Here is a 12,289-nt window from a genome sequence, read left to right as displayed (position 1 = left end):
GTATGACCTAAGCAATAAAAACTTAGTTTATTTGCTTAAACACTCAGCAAAACTGTGTGAAATTTGATCAAGAAACACAAAATAGCTGCCATCTTGCACCGAAATGGTTGATGCTACCGGATCAAGCTCGCCGAGTTTTGCATCGCTGCCGCGCATAACGGATTGAACCACCGCTGGCGTAAACTGTGGCTCAGCGAACACGCACTTCGCGTTTTCATTGCGCAGTTCATTGCGGATCTTAATTAAGGTTTTCGCCCCCGGTTTGCGATCGGGAGTGACGGTAAAATGTCCAAGATGGTTAAGCTGATAGTCTTGCTCAAAATATCCATAGGCATCATGAAAAACGTAATAGCCTTGCTGCTTAACCGGAGTTAATAGTGCATCAATTTGCTGTCGCTTTTCTTTGTAACGCTGAGCAAACTTATCGTAATTAGCTTGATACTGTTGAGCATTGGCTTGATCTAAACGGCTAAGTTCATTGGCAATGCTATGTGCAACTTGAAGCGTTGGTTGATAACCCAACCAGAAATGAGGGTCATGGCTACCATGATCATGCCCATCATGATCGTGGTGGTCGTGCCCATCGTGGCTGAATTCACGCAAACTCAGACCTGATATTTTCGATAGCTCTAGCACTTGCTCTTTTTGCTCTAATACACCTGCAAGAAATGGCTCCAATCCAGTGCCAAACCAAATCACTAAGTCAGCGTTTTTCACTTTCTTTACGTCCGAAGGCTTCATTGCATAATCATGCGGGGAAGCGTTCGATTGCAACAAGACATCCGGCTCACCAGTCCCAAGCATAATTTCATGCGCTATCATTTGGATTGGTTTAATACTGGTAAGAACTTGTGGTTGCTCAGCAGCAGCCGTACTGCAAACAAAGGCCAGCAGAGGAGCAGTTAAAACAGCGAATTTAGTTTTCATCGTAATGATCTACAGCTATATAGAAATGTTAGGAATTAAATGTTACATTATAACATTAGTCAATTGCAAATGAGTTCTATTCATGACTGCGCTCATCGAGCTTTCCAATATTAATGTCCAGTTTGACGGTCGCCAAGTACTTGATAACGTCAGTTTGAGCATTAATAAGGGCGAAATCATCACTTTAGTTGGCCCAAATGGGGCCGGCAAGTCTACCCTAGTCAAAGTATTGCTGGGATTACAAAAGCGCTATAAAGGCAAAATCACCAAAGCAAAAAAAATTAAGATTGGTTACGTCCCACAAAAGCTAAAATTGAATGAAGCTCTCCCACTCGACGTCTTACGTTTTCTCCGTTTGGCGGGCCGTTTTAGTCAACAGGAGATCCAAGATGCCTTGGAACTCACTGGCGCACAGCACCTTCTCAACAGTGATATGCATGCACTCTCTGGTGGGGAAACCCAACGAGTATTGTTAGCGCGCGCATTGCTGCAACGACCAGATTTATTGGTGCTTGATGAACCCGCACAAGGGGTCGATGTGCAGGGGCAAATTGATCTTTACGATCTCATTGAGGCGATACGCCGCCGTTTTCATTGTGCAGTGTTTATGGTTTCTCATGACTTGCATCTAGTGATGGCAAAAACTGATCATGTGATTTGCCTGCAGCATCATATTTGCTGTTCCGGTGCGCCTGCGACGATCACTCAACACCCAAAATACATCGCGTTGTTTGGCGAAACTCGCCAAGAAAAACTGGCTTTTTATCATCACCAGCATGACCACCATCATCACGACTTAGCTGGGCAGCCAGTCGGCGGAGAGGGTGCTAGCTGTTCTCATCATTCACACGGTCATCATCATCATGATTGAGTTTTTACTACCTTCTATTTTTGCCGGACTCGGTATTGCGCTCATTGCGGGCCCATTGGGCTCTTTTGTCGTGTGGCGAAAAATGGCCTATTTTGGTGACACCTTGGCGCATGCGTCACTAATGGGACTCGCATTTGGCTTTCTGCTCGATGTAAACCTATATCTTGCGTTGGTGGTCTGCTGCCTACTTTTAGCGGTTCTGTTGGTGACACTCCAGCGCCAGCAGTTAGTGGCTGCGGATACGCTGCTCGGCATACTTGCTCACAGTGCCCTTTCGCTCGGTTTGGTCGCAGTCAGCTTTCTCGATGATGTTCGCATCGATCTGATGAGCTACCTTTTTGGTGACTTACTAGCCGTATCACCACAAGATCTGATCTTTATTTACTCTGGTGTAATCGTAGTCGGATTAGTCTTGATGGCTTTTTGGCGTCCACTTCTATCAACGACCATTAACGAAGAACTCGCCTCCGTCGAAGGACATAACGTTGACTTAATGCGCCTGATTTTAATGCTGTTAGTTGGCTTGGTTATCGCGGTCGGAATGAAATTTGTTGGGGCGCTAATTATCACGTCACTGCTTATTATCCCAGGAGCAACCGCTCGACGCTTTGCTCGTACGCCTGAGCAAATGGCGCTGACTGCCTCTTTAATCGGCAGCATTGCCGTTTTATCAGGACTTAGCCTTTCTTGGCACTTTGACACACCAGCAGGCCCTTCAGTCGTGATCAGTGCAGCTGCGCTATTTATCCTTAGCCAGTTTAAAAAAGTAGCCTAACAAGCCGCACATAAAAAAACGGCTTCCATTGGAAGCCGTTTTTATTCATCTGAGTCAGCAAACTTTGGCTTACGCCCCTTCGTTATATAACTCTAAACTTGCCAAATCCTGCTGAATTTCCAGTTGGGTTTTCGCATCATCACTACGTAAAGACTCTAAATACTCTAAGTACTGTTGAGTAATATCACCCGTGACATACTCACCACTGAATACCGAGGTTTCAAATTTAGTGATATCAGTATTACCAGCACCAACCGCAGCAACAAGGTCGTCTAATGTTTGGAAAATAAGCTCATCTGCACCAATCTGTTTACAGATTTGCTCATTGTCACGACCATGCGCAATTAACTCATTGGCGCTTGGCATATCAATGCCGTACACGTTCGGGAAACGAATCTCTGGGGCAGCGGAAACCATAAACACCTTTTTAGCGCCGGAATCACGAGCCATTTCGATAATCTGTTCTGAGGTTGTGCCACGAACAATTGAGTCATCAACCAACAGAACGTTTTTATCTTTAAACTCTGAGCGAATCGCATTCAACTTACGACGTACTGATTTCTTACGTTGCTGCTGACCTGGCATGATAAACGTACGACCTACGTAGCGGTTTTTAACAAAACCCTGGCGGTATGGAATATCGATCGCTTGAGCGATTTGCAGAGCGATGTCACAAGAGGTTTCAGGAATTGGAATCACCACGTCAATATCCAGATGTGCATACTCGTCACGAATGCGCTCACCCAGTTTTTTACCCATTTCGACCCGAGCGGCATAAACCGAGATTTTATCGATAAATGAATCCGGACGAGCAAAATAGACGTACTCAAACATACATGGATTGAGTTGTGGGTTATCCGCACATTGCTGGGTAAATAGTTGCCCGTCGAACGTGACGTAAATCGCCTCACCCGGTGCAACGTCGCGAATAAAATCAAAACCTACTGCATCAAGCGCCACCGATTCAGAAGCGACCATATACTCCGTTTGACCTGCAGTTTCGCGCTTACCTAAACACAGAGGGCGAATCCCTTTTGGATCGCGGAAAGCAATCATACCGTGGCCAATAATCATCGCTGTCACCGCGTAGGCTCCGCGAATTGTGCGATGCACGTTCATGACCGCACGAAATACATCTTCTGCTGTTACGTTACCTTTTACTGTATCAATTTCATGAGCAAGGACGTTTAGTAAAACTTCTGAGTCTGAAGTTGTATTGAGGTGGCGACGGTCTTTAGCGAAAAGTTTTTCACGAACATCGTTCGCATTAGTTAAGTTGCCGTTATGGGCGAGGGTGATACCGAATGGAGAGTTAACGTAGAAAGGTTGAGCTTCAGAGGCACTTGAACTGCCTGCGGTAGGATAGCGAACGTGCCCTATTCCCACGCTACCTTGTAGTCTTTGCATGTGTCTAGCTTCAAACACATCCTTAACCAAACCGTTCGCCTTTCGCAGACGAAAACGATTGCTTTCTATGGTACAAATACCGGCGGCATCTTGGCCACGGTGCTGCAATACAGTCAAAGCGTCATAGATAGACTGATTAACAGGCGTTGTGCCCACGATTCCAACAATACCACACATGTCCTAACCCTCGATTTGCGACAATGGCTGGCGCGTTAGATCGCGCCAGATAAGAAACTCGATGATGCTTGTAGGTGTTCAAAAAACGGTTCGATAATCAGCTTAAAGTGAGGCAAAAGTTCAGAGTTCTGCCACCAGTCGCTATTATCCAAAGTGGTGAAGGTATCGACAAAAAACAGCACCGCAGCAACGATTAGCACACCGCGCAAGCCACCAAATACAATACCCAATACACGGTCTGTACCTGACAGACCCGTTTTTTGGATCAACTGCCCAATCACATAGTTGACCAACGCACCTACAATCAGCGTGGCAACAAAAAGAGCAGCAATGGCTGCGCCGTTACGAAACATTTCATCTTCGATTTTGGTGAAGTACACCGCCAAGCGAGCGTAGTACTGACTGGCGATAAAAAACGCGCCAAACCAAATTACCAGAGACAAAGCTTCTTTAGCGAAGCCACGGATTAAGCTGATCAATGCCGATAGGGCAATCACGCTTAAAATGACAATATCTAACCAATTCATGTGTATTCACATCTTCAGTTGGCGCGCATTTTAACAGAAAAAACGGCGACGCAAACGTTTTCTTAAGGATTTAGTGGTTTAAATTTAAGCAATCGGCCTTTTGAGCCGGTTATTTTTTCTAACTCTACGATCTGACGCTCCAGTTTACTTTTTGATACATTCGGTCCAATAATCACTCGGGTAAAACCATTCTCAAGCTTGGTATGTGCCTGATAACCACGTTTCTGTAGGTCTTTGACGACATTCGCTGCGTTGTCGGCATTCTTCAACGCCATCAATTGAATAATCCACGCGCTCTCTTGGTATTGATTACGCTCAGGAACAGGCTTTTCAACCACAGCAACAATATCGCTATCTTGTTGCACACTTGGCTCAACTACTACCTCGACTGGCGATGGTGGTAGTGCGGCACTGTCATCCTCTGGAGCGAGCACTTCAAAGGTTTCAATATCGCTATCAAGCTCAGGTTTAATAGGGATACTGGCGATCTCTTCTTTGTAGTGCGTTTTTTTGCCATCCAATACGTCAGGCAGGACAATCACGCCAATCGCGACCAAGATAATGGTGCCTACCAGACGATTTTGAAACTTACTTGCCATTTACTCTCCTTTGCTCTGCCAGTGTTCAAGTACTTCACCGACAGTATGGAATGAACCGACAACGATAATGACATCATCAGCATTTGCTTGTGTCATTGCCGCATCAAATGCTGCTATCGGGGTCGAATACTGAAGCTGATCTTGGGCTAGATACTGGCATAACTCGTCAGCAGTCGCTGCCCGAGGACCGGTCAAAGAGGCTGGGTACCAAACGCTGGCAAGTGGTGACAGAATCTCTAGCGTTGATTTAATGTCTTTGTCATGCAACATTGCCACGACCATATGAATCGTTTTATTTGCATAACACTGCGAAACGCGTTCTACCAAGTACTGAGCGGAATGCGGATTGTGGGCAACATCAAGCAGCACGGTCGGCGTTTGATGAATTACTTGCATTCGCCCTGGTAGCGTGGCGTTATTCAAACCATTCACTATGTTAACGTCACTGATATCAAGATGAGCAGTTGCGAGTGCCATCAGCGCGGTGGCAGCATTCGGCAGCGGCAGGCTCGGCACTGGTAAGGCATCTAATTGATAAGAGCCATGCATCCAACTCCAAGTGTTGTCTTGCGTCAACGCGTACTGGTATTGAATCCCAACCTGATACAGTTCAGCTTGGATGTCATCTGCATGAGCGGCAACGGTTGCCGGCGCTTTTGGCTGGCCGCATATCGCTGGTTTGCCGCTGCGGAAAATTCCTGCCTTCTCAAAACCAATAACGTTGATATCATCACCTAACCAATCTACATGGTCGATAGCCAAACTGGTGATGACCGATACATCATGGTCTACCACATTAGTGGCATCCAAACGCCCGCCGAGCCCGACCTCAAGCAACACCACATCAACTTGCTCAGTCTGAAACAAGCGCAACGCGGCAAGCGTGCCATACTCAAACAGACTTAAGCTGATATCTCCACGTTGCTTCTCGATAAAGTCAAACGCTTGGGTGTGTTTTTCGTCACTAAGGTCTTGTCCGTTTACCCGAACACGCTCGTTGTAGCGAATAAGATGTGGTGAACTGTAGACACCAACTGAATAACCCGCATCGAGAAGAATGGCTTCCATCAATGCACAAGTCGAGCCTTTACCATTGGTACCGGCGACGGTAATCACTGTGTTGGCAGGTTTAATAAGATTGGCTTTTTGCGCTACCGCTTGAACGCGGTCCAAGCCGAGGTCGATTGCAGAAGTGTGAATATTTGCTAAATAATCAAGCCACATCGCGAGTGGAGATGTGGCTTGAGGAATAAGAGTTTGACTCATCTAACTTTAACCAATAGTTCCGTGGTTGTTTGTTAGTGATACTTTAACCTTTTTCGTTCGCTTCTGGTACAGAATACTCATCTTCTTGCGGAGAATCATTCACAGAAACAACCAATGGAGACGCTGAGTTTGTTAGTTTAGCAAGAAGACCACTAACACGCTGACGCATCTCACGGCGGTCAACAATCATATCAATGGCACCATGCTCGAGCAGGAACTCACTGCGTTGGAAACCTTCAGGAAGGTCTTCACGTACCGTCTGCTCAATAACACGACGACCAGCAAAGCCAATTAACGCTTTAGGTTCACCAATGTTGATATCGCCCAGCATCGCTAAACTCGCTGATACGCCACCCATTGTTGGGTCAGTCATTACTGAAATAAAAGGCAAACCTTTTTGCGATAGTCGCTCAAGTGCCGCACTGGTTTTCGCCATCTGCATAAGAGACATCAGTGCCTCTTGCATACGTGCACCACCACTTGCAGAGAAACACACTAAGCCGCAATTGTTTTCCATTGCTGCTTCAACGGCTTTAACAAAGCGCGCACCAACAACTGAGCCCATTGAGCCACCCATAAATGAGAACTCAAAAGCACAAGCGACAACTGGAATACCAATCACTTCACCTTGCATAACCACCAGTGCGTCGCGCTCGCCACTGCTCTTTTGTGCAGCAGATAGACGATCTTTGTAACGCTTAGAGTCTTTAAACTTGAGCTTATCTTGAGGCTCAAGATCATTTGCCAACTCTACACGGTTAGTTTCATCTAAAAATGTTTCCAAACGGCGACGCGCACGCATACGCATGTGGTGGTCACATTTTGGACATACTTCTAGGTTACGCTCTAGTTCAGCGTGATAAAGCACTTGCTCACATGAAGTACATTTAGTCCAAACACCTTCAGGGATAGATGCTTTACGTGAACTTACGATATTGCTTTTTTCTAAAATCTTTTCAAGCCAACTCATGGAAGACCTTTTCTCTATCAATTTTCCGCGCCATGCGAAAAATAAAAATCTGAATTTATACGTGAGGATTAAAGCATATAAAATGCCAAGTGTAGACAAAAAACTGGTTGTACCTATTTTTCGTCGCCTTCTCCCTAACAGAATTCAATCTCAAGCGAGAAGAGAGCCTCCCCTCTCACTTTAAGACAAGTCACCATCAATTAGTTCAAATTGTCTGGTAAAAACAGCGGTCCGATCGGCAAGCGCGGTAATTCAAATTCTTGAGGGTAATCCACATCAACCAAATATAAGCCTTCCGCCTTTGCTGTTGCGCCAGCAAGCTTGCGATCTTTAGCCGCTAGTAGCCACTCGATCCACTCAGGCTCTTGTTCGCCGCGTCCTACACACAACAAACTACCGGTGATGTTACGTACCATATGGTGAACAAACGCGTTCGCTTTGATATCTATTACCACATATTGACCATGACGCGTCACATTGAGGTGCATCAGATTTCGCCACGGACTGTGCGACTGGCAATGTACCGCGCGAAATGACGTAAAATCATTTTCACCGAGTAGATATTGACCCGCTTGCTGCATTTTTTTCTCATCCAGCTCACCGTGATAGTGACTGACACCCGAGTTAAGAATTCCAGGTCTCAATGGGCTGTTAAAGATGATATAGCGATAACGACGCGCCGTTGCTGAAAATCGAGCATGAAACTCTTCAGGTACTTCTTTTGCCCAGCGTACTGCGATGTCTTTAGGCATATTCGCATTCACGCCCATCATCCAAGCCACCATTTTACGGTTGGCGGTCGTATCAAAGTGGACGACTTGCCCTGTACCATGTACGCCAGCGTCAGTGCGCCCTGCACACTGCACTTCTACCGGATGATTGGCGACAATACTGAGCGCTCGCTCAAGCTTCTCTTGCACACTTTGAACATCTCTTTGACGTTGCCAGCCAAAGTAGTGAGTACCGTCATACTCAATACCTAAAGCAATTCTCATCTTGGTCTCTCTTCGAAAATGGGGGGCGGAAGTATAACCAAACTGCCATTACCTAGCTACCCATCACACAAAAACAAAAGGGGCTTAAGCCCCTTTCAGTAAAATAAACGCCCACAAACTAAGCACGGCTATTGATACTATCGATCAGTTTCTTAGCCTCACGACGAATTTCGTCACTGCCATCAACGATCGCTTCTTCCAATAGTCTAACGGCACCCGTTGCGTCATTCATTTCCATATAGATCTTTGCCAGATCAAGTTTTCCAGCCGCTTCAGCGTTCGAGTCCACATCAATGTCACTCATCTCACCGATAACATCTGGGAAGTCGCCTAAGCCAACATCAAGCTTAAGTTCTTCTTCATCTGGGTTAAAGTCCGCTTCTTGCTGGTCTACCTCTGCCATCAACTCATCAATGGTGCGATATTGGTGATCTCGAGGATTAAAGTCGCCGAGTTCATCTTGGCTTTCCCAGTTTTCATCACGCACTGATGGTTGAGCTGGCTGGTTATCACCTGACCAAATCTGCCTTTCTTCTTCAGGAATATCATCTGAAATATTGGCTTGTTGTTCCGGAGAGAGGCTAAAACCATTCCAGTCTTCGCCGCCCATCTCCAACATGGCATCCAAATCCATCCCAGCAGAATCGCTGACTTCACGGTCAACTGGCTTAGTGATTGGTTGATAATCCTGCGCTTCTTCATTAAGTAATTCACTTAATGTACGCTCATCATAGTCACTGCTATCAGCAACCGAAGGGGCGCTTGCTTCCGGCTCTGCGATTGCAGGAGCGCCACCAAATAGACCCGCGAGTACATCACCTTCATCAAGAGTACGATCTAAAAACGCATCTTGAATCGGCTCAAGTTCATTAGCCTCTGGCTCAGAGAACATCGCCGCTTGTTCAGCGTCAGCTTGCGGTTCTGCTCGCTCAGTTGAAAGTTCCGATTGTGCTTGCTCTTCGCCAAATTCAGGTAACTCAAGATCGTCAAAGTCCAATACACCTTCATCGAGCGACGCATCCGTTGCTGGTTGTTCAGCTTGCAACTCTGGCTGTTGTGCTGATTGTTGCTCAGTTGCACCATGAACGTCTTCTACTTCGTCAGCTAAGTCGATCAGAGCTTGCTCTTCACCATATTCGGGCAAGTCAATATCATCAAACTCAAATGGGTCTTGCAGAACAAAATCATCTTCACCACCCAGTGCTGGAGCTGAGCTTGGCTGTGACTCCGCCTCTGAAGATGGTGCCGCCACCATATCATCCAGTTCAGACGCTAAGTTATTGTATGCTTGATTGTGATCAGCAATATCAAAACTACGCTCGTTACCTTGGCTATCAGTCTCTGCCTGATGTGCGATTACTTCACTCTCTTCAGCTTGCTCAGCGGCAAAATCTGCCTGAGCCTGCTCTTCACCATATTCTGGTAAATCAAGATCGTCGAACTCAAACGCGTTCTCATCAGCCACTCGCTCAACTGGCGCTTCTTCTGCTTGTGTCGCTGCTGCTTCTGGTTCAGGTTGCTCAATAACATCCGCGTCCATTGACACTTCGTTAGCAAAGTCCGCCTGAGCTTGCTCTTCACCATATTCTGGCAAATCAAGATCGTCGAACTCAAAGGTGCTCTCATCAGCCACTGGCTCGACAGGTGCTTCTTGCGCTTGAGGCGCTGCGGCTTCTGGCTCGCTTTGCTCAATAACATCCGCGTCCATTGGCGCTTCGTTAGCAAAGTCCGCCTGAGCTTGCTCTTCACCATATTCTGGCAAATCAAGATCGTCGAACTCAAAGGCGTTCTCATCAGCTACTGGCTCAACCGGTGCTTCTTGCGCTTGAGGCGCTGCGGCTTCTGGCTCGCTTTGCTCAATAACATCCGCATCCATTGGCGCTTCGTTAGCAAAGTCCGCCTGAGCTTGCTCTTCACCATATTCTGGCAAATCAAGATCGTCGAACTCAAAGGCGCTCTCATCAGCTACTGGCTCGACAGGTGCTTCTTGCACTTGAGGCGCCGCGGCTTCTGGCTCGCTTTGCTCAACAACATCCGCATCCATTGGCGCTTCGTTAGCAAAATCCGCCTGAGCTTGCTCTTCACCATATTCTGGCAAATCAAGTTCGTCGAACTCAAACGCGTTCTCATCAGCTACTGGCTCAACCGGTGCTTCTTGCGCTTGAGGCGCTGCTGCTGGCGTTTGGTCATCGCCACGCAGAGCAGCTAACGCACTTTCCGTTTCGATATCATCTTCAACTAGCCAATCTTCATCACTTGGCGTACCAAATTCGTTGTCTTCAACAGGCAGTGCAGCTTTCGGTAGCTCGACGGGCGCTGGCTCTGGCTCTGGCTCTGGCTCTGGCTCTGGCTCTGGCTCTGGCTCTGGCTCTGGCTCTGGCTCTGGCTCTGGCTCTGGCTCTGGGGCGCTGGCTCTGGCTCTGGCTCTGGCTCTGGCTCTGGCTCTGGCTCTGGCTCTGGCTCTGGCTCTGGCTCTGGCTCTGGCTCTGGCTCTGGCTCTGGCAGTGATTGTGCGGCTTCTGTTTGCGCTTGTGCAAGCTTTTGCTCCTGCGCTTCATCCGATAGATGATCGAAGCTAAATTCCCCCATCAACGGGTCTTCTTCAGGGGCGATATCAAACATATCATCAACAAAATCTTCACTAGAAAACTCTGCTGATGGTTCTTCAACTGTCTCTTCGCTAAGCTTCTCTGCCTCTGTCGACGGCTCTTCCGCTAAAGTCGTCTCTTCTTGTGGCTCTTGAACATCAGACAGTAACTGCTCAATATCAATCGCGTCGTCAGCTTGCTCCTCATGTGAATCATATTCACTTGAGTTTTTTTCAATCTCTAATAACTCTTCAAATAAGTCGGTCGCTTCATCGCCCAACTCAGAATCCGTCTGTTCATCACTCTCATCTAGCAAGTCATCAAGGAGCTCGGTACTCTCTTGCGCGTAACTTGGTTTACTCGCCGACATATCGAAAGCGTCATCATCTAACAGCTCATCAAGAGTCGCCGTTGATTCTGGGTCGAAGTCAAAGTCATCCTCTTCTTCGGCCAACTCGAAGCCATTTTCTTTTAACAGCTCATCAAATGATGGCTCTGAACTCTCGGCAGAGGTCTCTTGTTGAGTGTCACCTTCGAGCAGTTCATCCAACATTGCGGTTGAATCATCAGACAAGTCACTCAGTGAGTCATCACTGTCATCAAGCCACTCATCCAATAACGACACGTCGTCATCTGAACTCAGTTCAAAGTCGTCTTGTTCGCCATCTAAGAGTTCATCAAGCATGCTCGCTTGCTCTCGTTCGGATGACGGTTTTTCCTCAGCCGAATCAAACATCTCATCAAACAATGCTGAGGTGTCGTCTTCAAGCTGATCTAATGCATCTTGTGAGGCTGAGTTTTGCTCCAGTTGTTCTAAACTTGCCTGCGCCTCTGCTTGAGCGAAAATCGCGTCAATATCATCATCTGATGCAATATTGAGTGACGCTAAAGATTGACTATCTTCTTTCGCCAAATCCAAATCGTCATCAGCGTCCGATAGTAAGTTATCGAAATCTAACGATGAAGAATCATCATCGAGCGACGCTTCCGAGAGCAATTCATCAAGCATGGACTGATCAATCGCATCATTGTCATCGTCCTTCGCCAGTGCTGAACTGAACAGGTCATCTAAGTCATCTTGGCTGATGGCGGTATCAGAAAGATCAAAGTCATCTTCATCAGAACTGTCTTCAATAATAACGTCGTCGAGTGCGCGCTCCATCTCTTCAAGACCGAGCGCTTTTTCA

General features: G+C 46.9%; 10 protein-coding genes. 2 read left to right on the top strand and 8 right to left on the bottom strand.

The genetic code is table 11. The annotated features are described in order from the left end of the window. Window positions 1-27: 27 nt before the first annotated feature. Window positions 28-927 carry a zinc ABC transporter substrate-binding protein ZnuA gene (gene znuA, locus GZK95_RS04275; RefSeq protein ID WP_075713103.1) on the bottom strand — a complete coding sequence of 300 codons (900 nt, stop codon included), beginning with the start codon at window positions 925-927 and terminating at the stop codon, window positions 28-30. Window positions 928-1,009: 82 nt separating this feature from the next. On the opposite strand from znuA, the gene znuC reads away from it, so the two are divergent. Further along, complete coding sequence (znuC, locus tag GZK95_RS04270) at window positions 1,010-1,798, top strand: zinc ABC transporter ATP-binding protein ZnuC (RefSeq protein WP_075708979.1); 789 nt, start codon at window positions 1,010-1,012, stop codon at window positions 1,796-1,798. Next, complete coding sequence (gene znuB / locus GZK95_RS04265; RefSeq protein WP_075708980.1) at window positions 1,791-2,573, top strand: zinc ABC transporter permease subunit ZnuB; 783 nt, start codon at window positions 1,791-1,793, stop codon at window positions 2,571-2,573. Before znuC ends, znuB begins: the two co-directional genes overlap by 8 nt. Window positions 2,574-2,642: 69 nt before the next feature. Here the strand turns inward: znuB and purF are convergent, their stop codons facing one another. From purF to GZK95_RS22250, 7 genes are all read right to left on the bottom strand, one after another. After that, window positions 2,643-4,157 (bottom strand): amidophosphoribosyltransferase, encoded by a 1,515-nt coding sequence (gene purF / locus GZK95_RS04260; protein WP_075708981.1) that lies wholly within the window; start codon window positions 4,155-4,157, stop codon window positions 2,643-2,645. A gap of 35 nt (window positions 4,158-4,192) precedes the next feature. Beyond that, window positions 4,193-4,684 carry a CvpA family protein gene (locus GZK95_RS04255; protein WP_075708982.1) on the bottom strand — a complete coding sequence of 164 codons (492 nt, stop codon included), beginning with the start codon at window positions 4,682-4,684 and terminating at the stop codon, window positions 4,193-4,195. 62 nt (window positions 4,685-4,746) lie between these two features. Further along, window positions 4,747-5,283, bottom strand: a complete 537-nt coding sequence (locus GZK95_RS04250) for an SPOR domain-containing protein (protein WP_075713101.1) — start codon at window positions 5,281-5,283, stop codon at window positions 4,747-4,749. Continuing rightward, entirely contained in the window at window positions 5,284-6,549 is a 1,266-nt protein-coding gene (gene folC / locus GZK95_RS04245; RefSeq protein ID WP_075708984.1) for a bifunctional tetrahydrofolate synthase/dihydrofolate synthase, read from the bottom strand. A 43-nt stretch (window positions 6,550-6,592) separates the two neighbouring features. Continuing rightward, window positions 6,593-7,519, bottom strand: coding sequence for an acetyl-CoA carboxylase, carboxyltransferase subunit beta (gene accD, locus GZK95_RS04240; RefSeq protein WP_075713099.1), 927 nt, complete (start codon window positions 7,517-7,519; stop codon window positions 6,593-6,595). A 200-nt stretch (window positions 7,520-7,719) separates the two neighbouring features. Continuing rightward, complete coding sequence (truA, locus tag GZK95_RS04235; RefSeq protein ID WP_075714105.1) at window positions 7,720-8,514, bottom strand: tRNA pseudouridine(38-40) synthase TruA; 795 nt, start codon at window positions 8,512-8,514, stop codon at window positions 7,720-7,722. A gap of 118 nt (window positions 8,515-8,632) precedes the next feature. Beyond that, a complete protein-coding gene (locus GZK95_RS22250) occupies window positions 8,633-10,612 on the bottom strand; it encodes a FimV/HubP family polar landmark protein (RefSeq protein ID WP_161987194.1) in 1,980 nt (659 codons plus the stop codon). Between the last annotated feature and the right edge of the window lie 1,677 nt (window positions 10,613-12,289).

Source organism: Vibrio panuliri (assembly GCF_009938205.1).
GTDB lineage: Bacteria > Pseudomonadota > Gammaproteobacteria > Enterobacterales > Vibrionaceae > Vibrio > Vibrio panuliri.
The sequence above is the reverse complement of the archived record's forward strand: the minus strand, read 5'-3'. Positions and strand labels throughout refer to the sequence as shown.

Bases quoted from the DNA above. Each gene is read 5' to 3' on its own strand.
- znuC (WP_075708979.1), top strand. From the start codon at position 1,010: ATGACTGCGCTCATCGAGCTTTCCAATATTAATGTCCAGTTTGACGGT.
- GZK95_RS04250 (WP_075713101.1), bottom strand. From the start codon at position 5,283: ATGGCAAGTAAGTTTCAAAATCGTCTGGTAGGCACCATTATCTTGGTC.
- truA (WP_075714105.1), bottom strand. From the start codon at position 8,514: ATGAGAATTGCTTTAGGTATTGAGTATGACGGTACTCACTACTTTGGC.
- accD (WP_075713099.1), bottom strand. From the start codon at position 7,519: ATGAGTTGGCTTGAAAAGATTTTAGAAAAAAGCAATATCGTAAGTTCA.
- znuB (WP_075708980.1), top strand. From the start codon at position 1,791: ATGATTGAGTTTTTACTACCTTCTATTTTTGCCGGACTCGGTATTGCG.
- folC (WP_075708984.1), bottom strand. From the start codon at position 6,549: ATGAGTCAAACTCTTATTCCTCAAGCCACATCTCCACTCGCGATGTGG.
- znuA (WP_075713103.1), bottom strand. From the start codon at position 927: ATGAAAACTAAATTCGCTGTTTTAACTGCTCCTCTGCTGGCCTTTGTT.
- GZK95_RS04255 (WP_075708982.1), bottom strand. From the start codon at position 4,684: ATGAATTGGTTAGATATTGTCATTTTAAGCGTGATTGCCCTATCGGCA.
- purF (WP_075708981.1), bottom strand. From the start codon at position 4,157: ATGTGTGGTATTGTTGGAATCGTGGGCACAACGCCTGTTAATCAGTCT.